We start from the raw sequence: 18,255 nt of genomic DNA on the forward strand, positions 1-18,255 counted from the left end.
GCCTGGTTAATCTGGTACGACCCGCACCCACCAAGAGTTCGCGAGTCATGTCAGCGCAACCCCCATCGGCCATGGAACGTGAGTTCGCCCGGCGTTACGACCAGGAGCACGCGCGCGACTGCCTGCAACAGCATCCGCTGAAAACCGGGCGGCGCCTGGCGCTGTGGCGCAGCGAGCAGCTGGTGCGCCAGGCCCTGAAAATGGCCGGCGAACCGGGGTTGATCCTGGATGTGGCGTGCGGCGCGGGGCGTTTCTGGCCGGTGTTGGCCGAGCATGGCAACCGGGTGATCCTGGCGGCGGACAACTCCCAGGACATGCTCGACCACGCCCAGACCCATCACCCGGCCAGCGTGCTCAAGCGGGTCAAGCCCTTCCAGAGTTCGGCGTTCAACATCGGCTTGTCGGCCAATGCGGTGGATTGCATCTGCTGCCTGCAGTTGTTCCAACACCTTGTCAGCGGCGAACACCGCCTGGCGCTGTTGCGCGAGTTGCACCGGGTCAGTCGCGATGCGGTGATCGTCGCGGCGCGGGTCGATAGCCGTTGCACCGCCCTGCAAAGGCTCCTCGAAAAGCCCCGCAGCCTGGTTCCGGACGGCGCGCCGCAGCTGGCCGGCAAGGTGCAGCTGGAGGCCGAGTTCCAGCAGGCCGATTTCGAGGTGTTGAGCCACCATGACTTCATTCCCGGCTGCGCCGCGTCACGGATTTACGTGCTGCGCAAGCAGGGGTGAGCCGGTTATCTCAGACTATTCTTGGGCTCTGTAAGGCAATTTCGCACGTGCCTCGTCGAGTCAGTGCTCAGAAGTTGCCGGTGGCGATATATACTGCGCGCCATTCTTTAAGGGAGAGCCGTGTGGCCATCGATATTCACTGGATTCGCGACAACGATAGCCTCGGCCGCTTTTGCGCCGAGTGGCAGCAGCTGCCATTCGTCGCCCTCGACACCGAATTCATGCGGGTCGACACCTTCTACCCCATCGCCGGCCTGTTGCAGATTGGCGACGGCCAGCGCGCTTACCTGATCGACCCGTTGACCATCGACGATTGGCAGCCCCTCGCGGCGCTGCTGGAGAACACAGCCGTGGTCAAGGTGGTGCATGCCTGCAGCGAGGACCTCGAAGTCCTGCTGCGCCTGACTGGCAGCCTGCCGGCACCTTTGTTCGACACCCAACTGGCGGCGGCTTACCTGAACCTGGGCTTCTCCATGGGCTATTCGCGCCTGGTGCAGTCGGTCCTGGGGATTGAACTGCCCAAGGGCGAGACCCGTTCCGACTGGCTGCAACGCCCGCTGTCGGAAACTCAGATCAGCTACGCCGCGGAAGACGCGGTGCACCTGGCCGAAGTGTATGTACAACTGCAGCCCAAATTGTCGGCCGATAAATACAGCTGGGTGCTCGAAGACGGCGCCGAGCTGGTGGCCAATCTGCGCCGCGAAGTGGACCCGTACGAGGTGTACCGCGACGCCAAACTGGCCTGGAAACTGTCCCGGGCCCAACTCGCCGTGTTGCGCGAACTCTGCGCCTGGCGCGAGATCGAGGCCCGTGCCCGCGACCTGCCGCGCAACCGTATCGTACGCGAGCATTCGCTCTGGCCCCTGGCCAAGAGCCAGCCGGACAACCTCGGCGCCCTGGCGAAAATCGAAGACATGCACCCGCGTACCGTGCGTCAGGACGGTGAGTTCCTGCTGGACCTGATCAAGCGTGCCGGCAGTGTCGGGCCTGATCAATGGCCGCCGGCGGTGCCAGAGCCTTTGCCGATCGAAGCCTCGGCCCTGCTCAAGCAGATGCGCGCCCTCGGCCAGGCCGAAGGCGAACGCCTGGACATCGCGCCGGAACTGATGCTGCGCAAGAAAACCCTGGAAAGCCTGCTCAAGAGCGGCTACCCCAACGGTCCTTACCAATTGCCCGATTCGTTGCGTGGCTGGCGCCGCGAATTGATGGGCCAGGCCTTGCTCGACTGCCTGGCCGCCGCCGGAGAACAGCCTTGAAACGTATCTGCTCCATCTACCGCAGCCCGCGCAAGAACGAGATGTACCTGTATGTGCTCAAGAGCGATGCTCTGGAGCGCGTACCGGAAAACCTGCTGCTGGCCTTTGGCAAGCCGTTTCACGCCTTCGACCTGGTGCTGAGCCCCGAGCGCAAGCTGTCGCGCGAGGATATCCACCAAGTGCTGGAGAACCTGGAGAAGCAGGGCTACCACCTGCAGATGCCGCCGGCCGAAGACGAATACATCGAGCATTTGCCCGAAGAGTTGCTGCGCCGTAATGACCCGATGTGATGGATGCCTGTAGATGCTCTGTCCAGGGCATCGAGAAATAATGGAATTGAATATCTGGCGGTGGCCGCGAGCGATGGAGCAAGACTCCGTCGGCGGTCACCCGCGCCTTTTTGATAGGTTTGAACCATGCGCGTTCTGATTGCCGAACACGATCACGCTATTTATGCCCGTTTGTTGAGCCAGGCCGTTCCCGAACTGCAAGTGCTGACCAGCGGTGACTCCGCCGAACTGGCGACCCTGGCCGCCGATTGCCCGATCTGGCTCGGCCAGCCGGACCTGCTGGCCACCCTGTTGCGCCAGGGCCATCAGCCGCAGTGGCTGCAATCGACCTGGGCCGGAATCACCCCGTTGCTCGCCGACGGCTTGCCGCGTCATTACCGCCTGACCCGGGCGGTGGGGATTTTTGGCCAGGTCATGGCCGAATACGTGCTCACTTACATGCTCGGTCACGAGCGTGAAGTGCTGGCGCGGCTGGTCAGCCAGGTTGAGCGCAAGTGGGATAACCGCATGGGCCAGAGCCTGGCCGGGCGCAAGGTGCTGATCGTCGGCACCGGCGATATCGGCCAGAGCGTGGCGCAGTTCCTGGTGCCGTTTGGCGTGGAGCTGTATGGCATCGCCAGTGAAGCCCGGGAGCAGGCGCCGTTCGTTGAAGTGGCGGCGCTCAAGGACCTGGGACGCCTGGTGGGTGAGGTCGATTACGTGATCAACCTGCTGCCCAATACCCCGGAAACCCACGATCTGTATGACGCAGCGCTGTTCAAGCAGTTCAAGCCCAGCGGCCTGTTCATCAACGTCGGACGCGGCGTGGCGGTGGTCGATGCGGATCTGGTAGAGGCGCTCAAGGAGGGCCATCTGGCGGGGGCGGTGATTGATGTCTGCCGTCAGGAGCCCTTGCCGCAGCGCCATCCATTCTGGACGGCCTGGGGCCTGTTGCTGACGGGCCACAGCTCGGCGCCGACTTCACCGGAGATGATGGTGCGGTTGTTCGTCGATAATCTGCGGGCCTACCAGAGCGAACAGGCGCTGCGCGGTGAAGTGGACTTCAACCGCGGTTATTGACCCGTCCCGGCAGCGGCTACCGTAGCCGCTGCCGCAGGCTGCGCTGGCCCGTTCAAACAACACGCCATTGCCTGACACTCCACGGCGTGCATACCGGCCAGCGCAGCCTCGTGCCTCGTCAGCGGCTACATGACATGGCCAGAAGGATGTTGGCGTCGATTTACAGGGTGAACTCACCCTCGGCCGCCAGCTCGCGCAATGGGCGGCGCGGGCTTGGTTCTTCGCGGGCTTGCAGGTACTCGGCGAGGGTTGCCTTGTCGCCCAGCTTGCCCACGGCCACGGCGGCGTGCAGGTCATAGCCTTCGGGGATCTTCAGTTCCTTGCGGGTCAGTTCCTGGTCGAAACCGGCCATGCCGTGGGTGTGCCAGCCGCTGATGCTGGCTTGCAGCGCCAGGTGGCCCCAGGCCGAACCGGTGTCGAAGGTGTGCCACAGGGCCGGGGTTTCTTCGGTTGCGCCGGGCGCGGTGAAGGTGGTTTTCGAAATCACGATCACCAGGGCCGAGGCGTGTTGCGCCCAGCCACGGTTGAATTCATTGAGCAGGCCCAGGAAACGTTCCCAGTTCGGCGTGTCGCGACGGGCGTAGAGGAAGCGCCATGGCTGCGAGTTGTAGGCCGATGGCGCCCAGCGTGCGGCTTCGAAAAAGCTCAGCAGGGTTTCTTCGGGGATGGTTTCACCGGTGAAGGCGCGGGGCGACCAGCGATCGGTGAACTGAGGGTGGATGGCATATTCGGCGACGCGTGGGTTGGCGCTCATAAAACGACTCCTGACGGGCTGTGATAATCGAATGTGGGGTAAACCGGCTGGCGCAGTTGAGCTGGGCGATGAGGTTTTCCTGACCCTTTGCCATTCACCGGGTGCGACGCGTCGAGCGTTAATGGCACGCGGACATGGGCCGTTACGACCCGCAAAGCTACTGCGCGGCGTATCGCCTGACAAGTCTTGATCTACCGACAGTCGCCAGCGCTTGGCCCCAGGGCCCGCGGGCACTAGACTGGCGGCCTTTTCACTGCCTGATATTGATGCTTGAGCCATGGCCGCCAAAGTAGAACCCTTCTGGATACGCAAGACCCTCGACCAACTCGATCAGGAGGAGTGGGAGTCGTTGTGCGACGGCTGTGGCCTGTGCTGCCTGCAAAAGCTTGAGGACGAGGACGACAACAGCGTCTATTACACGCGTATCGCCTGCAAACTGCTGGACCTGAAAACCTGCCAGTGCACCGATTACCCCAACCGCCGCGACTCGGTGCCGGACTGCATCCAGCTCACCCCGGGCAAGGCCGACGAGTTCAAATGGTTGCCGCCGACTTGCGGTTATCGCCTGGTCAGCGAAGCCAAGGACCTGCCGCTTTGGCACCATCTGGTCTGCGGCGATCGCGATGCCGTGCACCATGAGCGTATTTCCCAGTCCGGGCGCATGCTCGCCGAAGGCAGTGTCGCCGAAGACGATTGGGAAGATCATCTGATTTTTCGCGCCGGCTGATGCCCGGCGTCCAGGCTGCGATCTGCGGCCTGCATGAGCCACGAAGGAGTGTGTATGGCTGTTGGGGCAAGGCTGTCGCTGGCCGCGCTGGCGTTGGTGTTGAGCGCGCCGGTATGGGCGGCGAAGAAAGTTGATCTGGATTACCACGTGCGTTTCCTGCCGCAGAGCGATCAGGCCGAAGTGCGCCTGACCCTGGCCGATGGGGCGGCGGTGCGCAGCCTGGATTTCGACCTGGGCCGCAGCGGTGATTACAGCGACTTCCAGGCCGACGGCCAATGGCAGGGCACGGCGCCCCAGGCCGGGGCCGAGCAACGCGGGGTCTGGCGCCCGGCCAGCGGCAAGGCCAGCCTGAGTTATCGGGTACGCATCAGCCACAGCCCGAAAAAGGGCAGTTTCGACAGCCGCATGACTGCCAAGTGGGCGCTGTTACGGGGTGAAAGCCTGGTGCCGGCGGCCAAGCTCGATCAGCAGGACGGCATCGAGCTGGTTTCGCGGCTGGAGTTTGAATTGCCCAGCGGCTGGAAAAGCGTCGAAACCGCCTGGCCACGCATCGGCAAGAACCGTTTTCGCATCGACAACCCCTCACGCCTGTTCGATCGCCCCAGCGGCTGGATGCTGGCCGGCAACCTTGGCAGCCGCCGCACACGCCTGGGGGAAACCGAGGTCACGGTCACCTCGCCTCTGAGCCAGGGCATGCGCCGCATGGATGTCCTGACCCTGCTGACCTTTGTCTGGCCCCAGGTGCAGGCGCTGTTTCCACGGCACCCGGACAAACTGCTGATTGTCGGCGCCGCCGACCCCATGTGGCGCGGCAGCCTGGCTGGGCGCGATTCGATCTACCTGCACAGCCATCTGCCGCTGATCAGCGAAAGTGGCAACAGCCCGCTGTTGCGTGAGTTGGTGCAGGTGATTGCGCGGATCAACGACAGCGAGCGCAGCGACTGGATCAGCGAAGGCCTGGCCGAGTACTACTCGATCGAGCTGCTGCGCCGCGCCGGCGGCATCAGCGATGAGCGTTACCAGACGCTGGAGCGTGGATTGGCCAAGCGCAGCCACGCCGTCAGCAGTTTGCGAGGGGAACAGGTGAATGAGGCGACGGTGGCCAAGGCGGTGTTGCTGCTGCAGGAACTGGACCGCGAGATCCGCCTCAAGACCCGCAACAAGCGCTCCCTGGATGATGTTCTGGGCGCGTTGATGCGCCTGGAAAGCGTCAGCACCAAGGAGTTTGTGCAGATCAGTGAAAGCGTGCTGGGAGAGTCGTCGACTGTGCTGGATACCGACCTGTTGCACTGACCCCGCCAAGCCTGAGCCCGGCGCCCACGCAGCAAGCGCGGGGGGCCGGTGTCAGGCGTCAGGGCTTAAACCCCGGCTTTGGGGGACTTCAGTGATTCATTGCCGGTGACTGTCGCTGTACGGGTCGCCGCCTCGGCATTGGCCTTGAGGTTTTTCAGCTCTTCGCCTGCGCGTTCGATTTTCGCCCGCACGTTGTTCATGTCCTGACGGCTTTTCTCCAGCAGGCTTTTTGCCGAGCTGTGGCCGGTAATGCCACGAGCCAGGGCGACCCCGCCGATGGCCACCTGGATCAGGCCGAATACGCCGCCACGGCGCAGGCCCTTGCCCATCATCACCACGCCACCGGCCAGCGAGCCGATACGCTCCCAGCCCTGGACGTTCTGCTCAGGCAGGGTTTGAAACGGGGTGGAGTCGATGCGTTGAATCCGGTTGCTGTCGCTCATGATCTGTCTCCAGAGGGGTAATGGATATAAAGCTGACTGCACAAGGGCGTCGCTTGTTCCATTCAATGTGCGGGCGGTGGCTCAGAATTTGGGGCCGGAGCGGGTGTTGTTGCCTTTGGCCAGACGGTCGTAAAGCACCACGTTGACGGTGGCGGCGAGGTTCATGCAACCGGTGGTCGGGATGTACACCACGTCCTCGCACCAGTCACGGATGTCCTTGTCCAGGGAGCCGTCCTCCGGGCCGAAAATGTACAGCGCGCGGTCCGGGTGGGTGTATTCGGGCAGCGAACGGGCGCCTTCCACCAACTCCACCGCCACCGGCACGCAGCCCAGGGGCAGGATCTTCTTCAGGTCGTCGATGCCGATCAGCGGGATGTCCTGATGCACTTTCTTGGTGTCAGTGACAAAGTCCCGGGCCCGTTCGTAGCGCTTGCCGGTGTAGAACACCGAGGCGACGCCATAGCAGCCGGCGGCGCGCATCACCGAACCGACGTTCTCCGGCGACTTGGGGTTATACAAACCAATGCAGCTGTACCTTTTGTTTGCCACGAGCGGGGAGCCTTCGAGAAAAAGCGCGATTATACGGGGATCGACGCGGGTCTGGGGGCGGGGGCAGCAAGCGCCCTCGTCATAAAAGAATCTGCAGGGCAGGCCGGGCATGGCGCCCGGCCGGACGGGCGGCTTACTCGTCTTTCTTCATCAACCCTGCCAGCGCGGCGAAGGGGTTGTGGGTGGCCTTGGCGATGGTCGGGGAACTCAGGGAACCGTCGCCGAAGTACTGCTGGTCGGTGTAGCGCGAGTGCTCGTTGTCGTGGCAGTACAGGCACAGCAGTTCCCAGTTGGAACCGTCCTGCGGGTTGTTGTCGTGGTTGTGGTCGCGGTGGTGCACGGTCAGTTCGCTCAGGCGCTTGCCGGCGAACTCGCGTGCGCAGCGCCCGCAGACGTGGGGGTACATCTTCAGGGCCTTGTCGCGGTAACCCATTTCCCGGTCGCGCTGGGCGTCGGCGAGGATGCGGTCCAGTTTGGAGGTGTTGGTCGAACTCATGGGTTCACCTTTAGTTAGGAAGACTAATGACGGTAATGGACGAAGTTTAGCTCAGCCCTTGAGCTTCTCGGCAATCCAGATGGTGTGCCGGGTGCCCTTGTTGCCATGGGCAAAGACTTGCACTTCCTCGGCCTTGAAGCCGGCCTTGCGCAGCTTGTCGGAAAACTGTTTGTCAGCACTGGCCGACCACACCGCCAGCACGCCCTTGGGTCGCAGGGCCTTGGCGCAGGCCGCGAGGCCGCCGGCGGAATAGAGCCAGCTGTTGGCTTTCTGAGTCAGGCCTTCGGGGCCGTTGTCGACGTCGAGCATGATGGCGTCGAAACCCTGGGGTTCGGCTTGCAGCACCTTGGCCACATCTTCCAGGCGGATCACGGTGCGGGGATCAAGCAGCGGGCGCCCGGATTTTTCCCCCAGGGGGCCGCGGTTCCATTCCACGACGCCCGGCACCAGCTCGGCCACCACTACTTCAGCGCTTTTGCCCAGGTGCTTGAGGGCCGAGGCCAGGGTGAAGCCCATGCCCAGGCCGCCAATCAGTACCCGTGAGCCCGGGCGTCCGGCGACCTTGCGGCAGGGGATCTCCGCCAGGGCGTCTTCGGAGCCGTGCATGCGCGTGTTCATCAATTGGCCGCCGTCACCGCCCTGGATCTTGATCACGAAATCCTCGCCGTATTCGAACAGGCACAGGGCACCGCCGTTTTCAGGAATCGGGGTGGTGTCGAGCAGAACGAAACGTTTCATGAGGGTCTCATTAGAGGAAGGCAAATCGGCCCGGTTGGGAGTAGCCTGACGGCTGATAATTGCGATGGAGCCATTGATGAAGCGCACTATTCTAACGGTCATTGCCCGCGGCGCGCTCTTGCTAAGTGCGGCGCTGTCGATCAGCGGCCTGCAGGCCGAGGAGCTGCAAAGCGTCCCGGTGACCCCGACGCCGGCGATCGGCGCACCCGGCACGGCCACCCCGACCCCCTACCCACAGGTCACCCCACCCAGCACGCCCAAGGCCGGGGCCCATGGCGGCGCGCCCTTGCTGCCGCCAATCGACATGCCCAAGCCGCCCAAGGACCAGACCCTGCCGGGCCTTGAACAGAGCGAGAACAAGAGCAAGACGCCAGGCGGCTAGAACTGTTGCGAGAGCAGTTGCCCGTCGGCCATGCGCAGGCGCCTGGACAGCGACACGGCGATGGCGCGAATGATCTTGGCGGCGATTTTCGGCGCATCGTTGAGCATCTTCTCCAGGGAGTCCTTGCCTAGGTTCAACAGCTGGCAATCGCTGGCGGCGACGCAACTGGCCGAGCGTCGCTCGCCGTCGAGCACCGCCATTTCACCGAACGCCCGGCCACTGCGCAGAGTGGCGATGGTCACGGGCTGGCCGTCGCTGGTGCGTTTTTGTACCGCCACCTGGCCGGAGTGGATGATGCACATGAAGCTGCCGGCATCGCCCTCGTGAAAGATTTCTTCACCCTGGGCGATGCTGCTGATGCTGAAGTAGCCGGCCGCCGCTACGAAGTCGGCGGGCAGGAGTTGATCGAACAGGCCGCAATCCATCAGCCAGTCGCGAATCTCGTTGTTCAGTAAGGTCGGTTCAGACATATCGTCACGGTCTTTTTCTTGTGTCTGTAGCGGGTCCGGGCGCGCTTGATCGCGCAAGGAGCCGGCGGTGCAATGTAAGACACAGCCGCCGGCGGGAGTTCCTCAGGCCAGGCCCAGAATCTTCAAAACAAATGCATATTCGAGTGCTACGTCACGCAATCCCTGGTAACGCCCGCTCATGCCGCCATGGCCGGCACCCAACTCGGTCTTGAGCAGCAGCAGGTTGTCGTCGGTTTTGCTGGCCCGCAGTTTGGCCACCCATTTCGCGGCTTCCCAGTACTGCACGCGGCTGTCGTTGTAGCCGGCGATCACCAGGGTCGCCGGGTAGGCCTGGGCCCGGACGTTTTCATAGGGCGCGTAGGCCTTGATCCGATCGAAGACCTCGGGCTCCTCGGGGTTGCCCCATTCGTCGTATTCGGTGACGGTCAGCGGCAGCTCGGGGTCGAGCATGGTGTTGAGGACATCGACGAACGGCACCTCGGCAATCGCCGCCTTGAACAGCTCGGGGCGTTGATTGAGCACCGCGCCGATCAGCAGGCCGCCGGCGCTGCCGCCGCTGATCACCAACTGCTCGGGGCTGGTCAGGCCTTGGGCGATCAGGTGTTCGGCGCAGGCGATAAAGTCGCTGAAGGTGTTCTGCTTGTGTTCCTGCTTGCCGGCGCGATACCAGGCCTCGCCCAGCTCGCCGCCGCCGCGCACGTGGGCGATGGCAAAGGCCACGCCGCGGTCGAGCAGGCTCAGGCGGGCGTGGGAGAACCAGGGGTCGAGGCTCTCGCCGTAGGCGCCGTAGCCATACAGGTACAGCGGCGTCGGCTGGCCCAGGGCTTCGCGCTTGATCACCAGGCTGATGGGCACCTGGGTGCCGTCCGCAGCGCTGGCCCACAGGCGCTGGCTGACATAGGCCTCGGGGTCGAACACGCCCAGTACCGGAGTCTCCTTGAGCACGCTCTGGGCACCGCTGGCCAGTATCAGCTGGCGCACCTGCGCCGGACGGTTCAGGGCTTCGTAGCGCAGGCGGATGCGATCGCTGACGAACTCCAGAGTGTTCTGCACATGCAGGCTGTAGGCCGCATCCGGCAGTTGCACGCGGTAGGCGGGCAGGCCGTCGGGGTGCACCTCGATGATCGGCAGGCCGCCTTCGCGCAGGCTCAGGGTCATGGCGCCAGCGTTCAGGCTCAGGCCATCGAGCATCACCGTGTCGCTGTGGGGGATGAGCAATTGCCAGTCGGCTTCTTCAGGTGCCTGGCCCTGGTCCGGGGCCTGGTACAGGGCGTAGTTGATGCCGTCGCGGTTGCTGCGGATAAACCAGGTCCACTGGCCGTCGAGCAGGCCGTGGTCGACATCGTATTCATGGTCTTCGACCCGTGGCGCCAGGCAGGCGAAGGCCTCTTGCGGCCGCGAGGCATCCAGGGCCCAGACTTCGCTGGTGGTCTTGCTGCCCAGGGACAGCAGCAACTGGCGCTCGGAGCTTGCGCGGTAGCAATGCAGGAAGAAGCGCCCGTCCGGCTCGTGGAACACCTCTTCGGCCGCGGTGCCGTCCAGGCGATAGCGGTACAGCTTGTGCGGGCGATGGGTGTCGTCCAGCTCGCCGAAAAACAGGGTCAGGCTGTCGTTGGCCCAGGTCATGCTGCCGTCGCAGTCTTCGAACGCCAGCTCGCTGAGCTTGCCGTTGGACAGCTCCTTGACGAACAGGGTGTAGACCTCTTCGCCGGTGGTATCGAGGCTGTAGGCCAGGCGCTGGTGGTCGGGGCTGATGCTGAAGGCGCCCAGGGAAAAGAACCCGCCGCCGGCCAGTTCGTTGGGGTCGAGCAGCAGCTGTTCGGCGCTTTCGTCGACGCTCAGGCTGTCGTCGGCCGGGCGCGGGCAGCGGTAGTGCCGTGCGTACTCGTCGCCGGCGGTGGTGCGTGTGTAATACAGGTAGGGGCCCCAAGGCGAGGGCAGGGACAAGTCGGTTTCGAGGATCCGGCCCTTGATCTCCTGGAACAGGGTCTCGCGCAGCGCGGCCTGGTCGGCCAATGCGCTTTCCTGGTAGCTGTTTTCAGCCTTGAGGTAGTCGAGCACCGCGTCGGTGTCGCGTTCCTGCAGCCAGGCGTACGGGTCAGAACCTTCGGCCTTGTGGGCGATCGGGGCGCTGGTGGCGTTGGCAGATAGGGGCATGAATGGCTCTCGGGGATGACAAATGAGGGCTTGGCAGACGGCGTTGCAGCCTGACATGCGAAAAGCCGTTATCATAAGCGCCTCTTTGCCTGCCTTGCCATGGACACCATGACCGAGAACGACTATCTGATCGCCTGGGGCCTTTACGCCTTTGCCGCCTTGGGCTGCCTGCTGGTGTGCATGCGCATGACCCGCTGGATGTGGCGCTGGCTGCGCGAACCGCTGCGGGTGGTGGTGGCGGTGCTGCTGTTCTGCCCGACCATCATTGACCCGGTCAAGGAAAAGTACGCTCCGGCCGTGGCCATCACCGCCCTGGACCTGGCGTTCAAGGTGGGCAACAACGCCTGGCGCGCGGTTTCCGACCTGCTCATGTACGGCATGATCGCCTTTGGCCTGTACTTGGTCTTTGTGCTGATCCGCTGGCCGATCGAACGTGCATCCGCTGCACGCAAGGAACGCAACGAAGCCGCCAAGGCCGCTGCCCAGGCCGCCGAGCGTGATGATGATCAACCCTTTGGCGGCGCCGGCGACGATCGTTATGGTCGCCCTCCGGTTTCCGGCAGTCCCCAGCGGTCGCGCGTCGAACCGCGTTTGTAAGCCTGTACCGGCATTGAAGCGAGAGTCCGAGCATGTGTGAGTTATTGGGCATGAGCGCCAATGTCCCGACCGATATCGTGTTCAGCTTTACCGGGCTGATGCAGCGCGGCGGCCGTACCGGCCCGCACCGTGATGGTTGGGGCATCGCCTTCTACGAGGGCCGAGGCCTGCGCCTGTTCCAGGACCCGGCGGCCAGCAGCGAGTCGGAAGTGGCCAACCTGGTGCAACGCTATCCGATCAAGAGCGAAGTGGTGATCGGCCATATTCGCCAGGCCAACGTCGGCAAGGTCTGCCTGTCCAACACCCATCCGTTTGTCCGCGAGCTGTGGGGGCGCAACTGGTGTTTCGCCCATAACGGCCAGTTGGCCGACTTCCAGCCGGCGCCGAGTTTCTACCGCCCGGTGGGCGATACCGACAGCGAAGCGGCGTTCTGCGACCTGCTCAACCGCGTGCGCGCGGCGTTCCCTGAACCGGTAGAGGTCGAGGAACTGCTGCCGTCGCTGGTGGCGGCCTGCGCCGAGTACCGCAGCAAGGGCGTGTTCAACTGCCTGCTCAGCGACGGGGACTGGCTGTTCTGCTATTGCTCGACCAAGCTCGCGCAGATTACCCGGCGTGCGCCTTTCGGCCCGGCGCGCTTGAAGGATGTCGATGTGATCGTCGACTTCCAGGCCGAGACCACACCCAATGACGTGGTGACGGTGATCGCCACCGAACCCCTGACCGAAAACGAAACCTGGACCCGTTACGAACCGGGCCAATGGAGCCTGTGGCGGCGCGGCGAATGCGTCAGCCACGGCCAGACCGAATAAGGACATCCCCTATGTTGCTCAGTTATCTGCGGCTGGTGTTGTTTGCAGCGGGCCTGTTGATTGGCGTGCAAGTGCCGGGTTTTATCAGCGATTACGCCAAGCGCGTCGAAGCCCACCTGATCGAGGCGCAAACCGGCCTGCAAGGCTTCCAGGGCACCGCCCAGCAGTTCTTCAAGGGTGATCTGCAAGCCCTGGTGGCGCATTACCGCGCCAGTGACGACCCGGTGTTCCGCAGCGATGCCGACAGCCTGAGCGCGATGCTCAACCGCCAGTTGGCGCTGGACAAGCAGTTCCAGGCGATGCAGGGCCCGTGGTACATCCGCGTGCTGCAGGTGGCGCTGGCGGCCGATCCGGATATCCGCAAGGAAACCTGGAACGGCTACAGCTATCAGATCCTGCTGACCCCGGAGGCGATGATCTGGGGCATGAGCGGCGCCTTGCTGCTGTCGTTCGGCATCGAGTGCCTGTTCCGCCTGATCGACTGGGTGGTGCTTGGCGGCAAGCGCCTGCGCCAGAGCCGGCCGATCGAAGAGCGCGACTTGCGCGGTCTGTAAACCTGCGGAGCCGGGCGTCGCATCAGCGGCGCCGGCTCACTCGGCCAGGACCATATGGTCCGGGCCCACCTGCCGGGCGTAGCGCTGCACCACCTGCTGGCACAGTTCGACCACGCTTTCGGCCAGCTCCACCCCGATTCGCCACGACACCACCACCTGCAAGTTCGGCGGCCGCTGCTCGATCGGCAGTAGGGTCAGCTCGCCGCGCGCCAGTTCTTCGCTGACCAGCACCGGCGGCAACGCGCCGATACCGAAGCCATCACGCAGCAGGCGGGTGATCGCCGACACCGAGTTCACGCAGTTGAGCCGTGGCGTCAGCACACCATTGGCCTGCATCAGGCTCAGCACATCCTGGTGCGGCAGGGAGTTTTTCGAGTAGGTGATGATCCGTTCCCGGGCCAGTTCGGCGACGCTGGCGTACTCGCGGTTGTAGATCGAATGGCTGGCGACTATCCAGCCCACCGGGTGGCTGGCCAGCTCCAGGCTGCGGATGCTTTCCTGGCGCAGCAGGTCGGTTTGCAGGGCCAGGTCGAGAAAGCCTTTTTGCAGTTGATCGCAGAGGTTCAGCGAGGTATCGGCCACCAGCTCGATTTCTACCAGCGGATAACCGTCCATGATTTCCGCCACCAGGGGGCTGAGCCAGGTGTGGATCACGGTGTCCATGACCCCGATGCGGATCCGCCCGACCTTGCTCGACGGAGCCTCGATCGACTGCTTGAGCGACTGCATGGTGTCGAGCATCTGTTCGGCGTAGTCCAGCACCTTCAAGCCGTCGGGCGTCAGGCTCACCCCGCGCGAGTCGCGCAGGAACAGCTTGACCCCCAGTTCGCCCTCGAGCACGGCGATACGGCTGGAGATCGAAGCCTGGGTGGTGAACAGTTTGTCAGCGGTCAGGCGAAAGCTTTTCAGCCGTGCAACCCAGACAAAGGTTTCGAGAAACTTGAGGTTCATGCGATCAACTTTTTCTTATGCCATGAGGCGGTTTTTATTAGTTGGACGGGTAGGGCGCCTGCGTCGAAGAATGCGTCCAGCCCACGATAGGCGTCGTTGTGGCGCACAACAATACCAATAAAATCGACAGGGAGATTTGCCATGAGTGCTTCCGACACGCCCGTCGACAGCCAATGCCGGCACCGCGCCATCGCGCCCCCGCAAGCCACGCCAGGCTGCTAACTGATAATCTGCGGAGCGCCGTACCCCGCAGTCAAAAGAATAAAACCCCACAGGAGCACCGACCGTGAGCCGCCTGTTATTGAATTGCGACATCGGCGAAAGCTTTGGCAACTGGACCCTGGGTCTGGACGCCGAGGTCATGCCGTTTATCGATTGCGCCAACATCGCCTGCGGCTTCCATGCCGGGGACCCGAGCATCATGCGCAAGACCGTGAGCCTGGCCCTGGCCCATGGCGTGCAGATCGGCGCCCACCCGGCGTACCAGGACCTGGCCGGTTTCGGCCGGCGCTCCATGGCCTACAGCCCGCAGGAAATCCGCGACCTGCTGCACTACCAGATCGGTGCTTTGGATGGCATCTGCCGGGCTCAGGGCAGCCGCGTGAGCTACGTCAAACCCCATGGCGCGATGTACAACGACATGATGGCCAACCCGGCCCAGCTGCGGGCAGTGATCGAGGCGGTAGCGGCCTACAACCCGGAGCTGCCGTTGATGCTCATGGCCACCCGCGACAACAGCGCGGCCCAGGCCCTGGGCGATGAATATGGCGTAACCCTGTGGTTCGAAGCCTTCGCCGACCGCGCCTACGACCACGCCGGGCATCTGGTGTCGCGGCAGTTGCCGGGGGCGGTGCACCATGAAGCGCAAACCATCATCCAGCAGGCATTGACCATCGCCCGGGGCGACGAGTTGCAGGCCAGCGATGGCAGTGCCTTGCTGTTGCGCGCCAATACCCTGTGCGTGCACGGCGACAACGCCAGTTCGGTGGCGGCAGTGCAGCGCATCCGCGAGGCCTTGAACCAGCAGAGCCCAGCATGAAGGCGCGGGTCGAAGTGGTGGCCATCGACTGCTTGATGGTGCGGTTGTTCGACGTGATCGCCGAACCCAACATGCCGTGGATGCTGGCTGCCAGCCAGCGTCTGCGGGCCAGTTTTGCCGGGCACCTGATCGATCTGGTGCCGTCCTACACCACCTTGATGGTGCATTACGACCTGCGTGCCTTGAGCCCATCCCAGGCCCGGGAGCTGATCGACACCGCGTTGACCGATCTGCAACCGGATGCCCAGGCGGGCGGGCAGTGCCATGTGCTGCCGGTGTGGTACGACCTGAGCGTCGGGCCGGAGCTGAGCCTGTTGGCCCGGCGCAGCGGCTTGTCGGTGGCCGAGGTGATTGCTCGGCACAGCGGGCGTGAGTACCAGGTGTTTGCCCTGGGTTTTGCCCCCGGATTTGCCTTTATGGGGCTGGTCGACGAAGTGCTGGCGGCGCCGCGCTTGAATACGCCACGCAAGCGCGTGGCCATGGGCAGCGTGGGCATTGCCGAACGCCAGACCGCGGCGTACCCGGTGGTATCCCCCGGTGGCTGGAACCTGATCGGCCGTACCCCAAGCAAACTGTTCGACCGCGAGCGCGACGGCTACAGCCTGATGCAACCCGGCGACCGCGTGCGTTTCGAAGCCGTCGAACCCGCCGAGTTCATTCGCCTCGGCGGGGATGATCGGTCCCTGGAGGTGTCGCCATGAGCCGCCTGACGATCGAAGCCAGCACCCCGTTGTGCCTGTTGCAGGACGCCGGGCGTTTTGGCGTGCGCCACCTGGGGGTGACCCAGGGCGGGGCGCTGGATTGGGTCTCGATGTCCTGGGCCAACTGGCTGCTGGGCAATGCCCTGGATGCACCGGTGATCGAGGTGACCCTGGGCGGCTTCAGCCTGCTGGCCGAGGACTACTGCGTTCTGGCGTTGGCCGGTGCGGATCTGACGGCCTGCATCGATGAGCGGCCGATCAGCCCGGGCCGCAGTTTTATTCTGCAAAAGGGCCAACGCCTGCACCTGACCCAGCCGGTGCTGGGGGCTCGGGCCTATCTGGCAGCGCCCGGAGGCTTTGATGCGCCGCAGGTGCTGGGCAGTTGCGCCAGTGTGGTCCGTGAGGAGCTGGGCGGGCTGGACGGGTTTGGCCGGCCATTGGCGGCAGGCGCGAGCCTGGGCTATTCGGGGAGCGCGACCCGGTTGCGGGAGCTGACTGCCGAGCAGCTGCCGGACCTGCAATCCGCAGCGCCGCTGCAGGTGATCCTGGGGGCGCAGATCGGCGAGTTCAGCGGGCAGAGCCTGTTTGATGCCTTCAATCATCCCTGGACCCTCGACAGCCGGGCCGACCGCATGGGCATGCGCCTGCTGGGGACGCCGTTGCAGTACCAGGGGCGGCCGATGATCTCCGAGGGCATTCCCCTGGGCGCGATCCAGGTGCCGCCGGACGGTCAGCCGATCGTCTTGCTCAATGACCGGCAGACCATCGGCGGCTACCCGCGCCTGGGGGCGTTGACACCGCTGGCCCTGGCGCGCCTGGCGCAATGCCTGCCCGGCCACGAAGTGCGCCTGGCCCCGGTGGTGCAGGAGACGGCGTATCGGCAGCAAGTGGCGTATTTGCGGAAACTTGAAGGGCAGTAACGTACGGTTAAGCGCGATGCAGTTCTGCCTGACACTTCACGGCGTATAGAAGGGCCAGCGTTCGGACGCTGGCCCTCCAGAACGCAGACACCTACCTGACACCCCTCGGCGTCCTTCCTGGCCAGCGTCCGAAACGCAGCTACAGGCTCCTCGACTCTACTTGGAAAGAAACCGCATGCCTTCTTCCAGACCGCGCAGGGTCAGGGGGAACATCCGGTCTTCGATCAGATCGCGCACGATGTTGGTCGAGGCGGTGTAACCCCAGGTGTCCTTGGGGTAAGGGTTGATCCAGATGAGTTTCTTGTACTTCTCCATGAAGCGCTGCATCCACACATAGCCGGCTTCTTCGTTCCAATGCTCGACGCTGCCGCCGGCCTGGGTGATTTCGTAGGGGGCCATGGCGGCGTCGCCGATAAAGATCACTTTGTAGTCGGCGCCGTATTTGTGCAGCAGGTCCATGGTCGAGGTGCGTTCCGAGCCGCGACGCAGGTTGTTCTTCCACACCGATTCATAAATGAAGTTGTGGAAATAGAAGTACTCCAGGTGCTTGAACTCGGTCTTGCAGGCCGAGAACAGCTCCTCGCAGATCTTCACGTGGGCGTCCATCGAGCCGCCGATGTCGAACAGCAGCAACAGCTTGATGGTATTGCGCCGTTCCGGGCGCATCTGAATATTCAGCAGCCCCGCATCGCGGGCGGTGTGGTCGATGGTGCCATCGATGTCCAACTCGTCTGCCGCACCCTGGCGGGCAAACTTGCGCAGGCGGCGCAGGGCCACCTTGATGTTGCGCGTGCCCAGTTCCACCGAGTCATCGAGGTTCTTGTAGTCGCGCTGGTCCCAGACTTTCACCGCCTTGCCCTGGCGCTTGCCGGCATCGCCGACGCGGATGCCTTCCGGGTTGAACCCGCCGGAGCCAAAGGGGCTGGTGCCGCCGGTGCCGATCCACTTGTTGCCGCCGGCGTGGCGTTCCTTCTGTTCTTCCAGGCGCTTCTTGAATTCTTCGATCAGCTTGTCGAGACCACCCAGGGACTGGATCTGCGCCCGTTCTTCATCGCTCAGGGAGCGTTCGAACTCCTTGCGCAGCCAGTCTTCGGGGATCAGCGCCTGCAAGTGGTCGTCGAGCTTTTCCAGGCCATTGAAGTAGGCACCGAAGGCTCGGTCGAACTTGTCGTAGTGGCGCTCGTCCTTCACCAGGATCGCCCGGGCGAGGTAATAAAACTCGTCCATGTCGGCGAAGGTCACGCGCTGCTTGAGCGCGTTGATCAGGTCGAGCAGCTCGCGCACCGACACCGGGACCTTGGCGGCGCGCATTTCATTGAACAGGTTGAGCAACATGACAGCA

General features: G+C 63.8%; 22 protein-coding genes. 13 read left to right on the forward strand and 9 right to left on the reverse strand.

Annotated features, from left to right (window positions below; all coding sequences use genetic code 11):
- The first annotated feature begins 47 nt into the window (after window positions 1-47).
- The 4 genes from MF4836_RS28805 to MF4836_RS28820 all read left to right on the forward strand — a co-directional run bounded on the left by MF4836_RS28805 (window position 48) and on the right by MF4836_RS28820 (window position 3,333).
- Entirely contained in the window at window positions 48-728 is a 681-nt protein-coding gene (locus MF4836_RS28805; RefSeq protein ID WP_078473213.1) for a class I SAM-dependent methyltransferase, read from the forward strand.
- A gap of 122 nt (window positions 729-850) precedes the next feature.
- Window positions 851-1,984: a ribonuclease D gene (gene rnd / locus MF4836_RS28810; RefSeq protein ID WP_078473214.1), complete on the forward strand. Its 1,134-nt coding sequence runs from the start codon at window positions 851-853 to the stop codon at window positions 1,982-1,984.
- Window positions 1,981-2,274, forward strand: a complete 294-nt coding sequence (locus tag MF4836_RS28815; protein WP_078473215.1) for a YcgL domain-containing protein — start codon at window positions 1,981-1,983, stop codon at window positions 2,272-2,274. Before rnd ends, MF4836_RS28815 begins: the two co-directional genes overlap by 4 nt.
- 126 nt (window positions 2,275-2,400) lie before the next feature.
- On the forward strand, window positions 2,401-3,333 hold the full coding sequence (locus MF4836_RS28820) for a D-2-hydroxyacid dehydrogenase (RefSeq protein WP_078473216.1): 933 nt from the start codon (window positions 2,401-2,403) through the stop codon (window positions 3,331-3,333).
- Between the two features lie 160 nt (window positions 3,334-3,493).
- Here the strand turns inward: MF4836_RS28820 and MF4836_RS28825 are convergent, their stop codons facing one another.
- On the reverse strand, window positions 3,494-4,087 hold the full coding sequence (locus tag MF4836_RS28825) for a nitroreductase family protein (RefSeq protein WP_020300506.1): 594 nt from the start codon (window positions 4,085-4,087) through the stop codon (window positions 3,494-3,496).
- Window positions 4,088-4,364: 277 nt separating this feature from the next.
- Here MF4836_RS28825 and MF4836_RS28830 point away from each other — a divergent pair, with 277 nt between their 5' ends.
- Window positions 4,365-4,814 (forward strand): YcgN family cysteine cluster protein, encoded by a 450-nt coding sequence (locus tag MF4836_RS28830; protein ID WP_020300507.1) that lies wholly within the window; start codon window positions 4,365-4,367, stop codon window positions 4,812-4,814.
- A 54-nt stretch (window positions 4,815-4,868) separates the two neighbouring features.
- Entirely contained in the window at window positions 4,869-6,107 is a 1,239-nt protein-coding gene (locus tag MF4836_RS28835; protein WP_078473217.1) for a hypothetical protein, read from the forward strand.
- Window positions 6,108-6,172: 65 nt separating this feature from the next.
- Here the strand turns inward: MF4836_RS28835 and MF4836_RS28840 are convergent, their stop codons facing one another.
- The 4 genes from MF4836_RS28840 to MF4836_RS28855 all read right to left on the reverse strand — a co-directional run bounded on the left by MF4836_RS28840 (window position 6,173) and on the right by MF4836_RS28855 (window position 8,333).
- Complete coding sequence (locus MF4836_RS28840; protein WP_020300509.1) at window positions 6,173-6,550, reverse strand: YgaP family membrane protein; 378 nt, start codon at window positions 6,548-6,550, stop codon at window positions 6,173-6,175.
- Window positions 6,551-6,631: 81 nt separating this feature from the next.
- Entirely contained in the window at window positions 6,632-7,099 is a 468-nt protein-coding gene (locus MF4836_RS28845) for an RNA methyltransferase (RefSeq protein WP_007926908.1), read from the reverse strand.
- Between the two features lie 133 nt (window positions 7,100-7,232).
- Window positions 7,233-7,595: a YajD family HNH nuclease gene (locus tag MF4836_RS28850; RefSeq protein ID WP_020300511.1), complete on the reverse strand. Its 363-nt coding sequence runs from the start codon at window positions 7,593-7,595 to the stop codon at window positions 7,233-7,235.
- Window positions 7,596-7,646: 51 nt separating this feature from the next.
- Window positions 7,647-8,333, reverse strand: a complete 687-nt coding sequence (locus tag MF4836_RS28855) for a spermidine synthase (RefSeq protein ID WP_020300512.1) — start codon at window positions 8,331-8,333, stop codon at window positions 7,647-7,649.
- Between the two features lie 76 nt (window positions 8,334-8,409).
- On the opposite strand from MF4836_RS28855, the gene MF4836_RS28860 reads away from it, so the two are divergent.
- A complete protein-coding gene (locus tag MF4836_RS28860; RefSeq protein ID WP_020300513.1) occupies window positions 8,410-8,715 on the forward strand; it encodes a hypothetical protein in 306 nt (101 codons plus the stop codon).
- Here MF4836_RS28860 and MF4836_RS28865 read toward each other — a convergent pair.
- Together MF4836_RS28865 and MF4836_RS28870 are read right to left on the reverse strand one after the other, a co-directional pair.
- Entirely contained in the window at window positions 8,712-9,185 is a 474-nt protein-coding gene (locus MF4836_RS28865; protein WP_020300514.1) for a cyclic nucleotide-binding domain-containing protein, read from the reverse strand. The genes MF4836_RS28860 and MF4836_RS28865 overlap by 4 nt on opposite strands.
- Window positions 9,186-9,287: 102 nt before the next feature.
- Complete coding sequence (locus MF4836_RS28870) at window positions 9,288-11,342, reverse strand: S9 family peptidase (protein ID WP_078473218.1); 2,055 nt, start codon at window positions 11,340-11,342, stop codon at window positions 9,288-9,290.
- Window positions 11,343-11,441: 99 nt separating this feature from the next.
- Here MF4836_RS28870 and MF4836_RS28875 point away from each other — a divergent pair, with 99 nt between their 5' ends.
- The 3 genes from MF4836_RS28875 to MF4836_RS28885 are packed head-to-tail and all read left to right on the forward strand — an operon-like array spanning window position 11,442 to window position 13,302.
- Window positions 11,442-11,939 (forward strand): MFS transporter, encoded by a 498-nt coding sequence (locus MF4836_RS28875; protein WP_078473219.1) that lies wholly within the window; start codon window positions 11,442-11,444, stop codon window positions 11,937-11,939.
- Window positions 11,940-11,971: 32 nt separating this feature from the next.
- Complete coding sequence (locus MF4836_RS28880; RefSeq protein ID WP_078473220.1) at window positions 11,972-12,748, forward strand: class II glutamine amidotransferase; 777 nt, start codon at window positions 11,972-11,974, stop codon at window positions 12,746-12,748.
- An 11-nt stretch (window positions 12,749-12,759) separates the two neighbouring features.
- On the forward strand, window positions 12,760-13,302 hold the full coding sequence (locus tag MF4836_RS28885) for a DUF2937 family protein (protein WP_078473221.1): 543 nt from the start codon (window positions 12,760-12,762) through the stop codon (window positions 13,300-13,302).
- Between the two features lie 36 nt (window positions 13,303-13,338).
- Here MF4836_RS28885 and MF4836_RS28890 read toward each other — a convergent pair whose 3' ends face one another.
- Window positions 13,339-14,253, reverse strand: a complete 915-nt coding sequence (locus MF4836_RS28890; protein WP_078473222.1) for a LysR family transcriptional regulator — start codon at window positions 14,251-14,253, stop codon at window positions 13,339-13,341.
- A 286-nt stretch (window positions 14,254-14,539) separates the two neighbouring features.
- Here MF4836_RS28890 and MF4836_RS28895 point away from each other — a divergent pair, with 286 nt between their 5' ends.
- Genes MF4836_RS28895 through MF4836_RS28905 form a run of 3 tightly spaced genes read left to right on the forward strand, consistent with a single transcriptional unit; the run spans window position 14,540 to window position 16,913 of the window.
- A complete protein-coding gene (locus tag MF4836_RS28895; protein ID WP_078473223.1) occupies window positions 14,540-15,292 on the forward strand; it encodes a 5-oxoprolinase subunit PxpA in 753 nt (250 codons plus the stop codon).
- Window positions 15,289-15,993, forward strand: coding sequence for a 5-oxoprolinase subunit B family protein (locus tag MF4836_RS28900; RefSeq protein WP_078473224.1), 705 nt, complete (start codon window positions 15,289-15,291; stop codon window positions 15,991-15,993). The genes MF4836_RS28895 and MF4836_RS28900 overlap by 4 nt, the downstream gene beginning before the upstream one ends.
- Entirely contained in the window at window positions 15,990-16,913 is a 924-nt protein-coding gene (locus MF4836_RS28905; RefSeq protein ID WP_078473225.1) for a biotin-dependent carboxyltransferase family protein, read from the forward strand. Before MF4836_RS28900 ends, MF4836_RS28905 begins: the two co-directional genes overlap by 4 nt.
- Window positions 16,914-17,069: 156 nt before the next feature.
- On the opposite strand, the gene MF4836_RS28910 is transcribed toward MF4836_RS28905, so the two are convergent.
- Window positions 17,070-18,248 (reverse strand): vWA domain-containing protein, encoded by a 1,179-nt coding sequence (locus MF4836_RS28910; RefSeq protein WP_020300523.1) that lies wholly within the window; start codon window positions 18,246-18,248, stop codon window positions 17,070-17,072.
- Between the last annotated feature and the right edge of the window lie 7 nt (window positions 18,249-18,255).

Source organism: Pseudomonas sp. MF4836 (assembly GCF_002018875.1).
Classification (GTDB): Bacteria; Pseudomonadota; Gammaproteobacteria; order Pseudomonadales; family Pseudomonadaceae; genus Aquipseudomonas.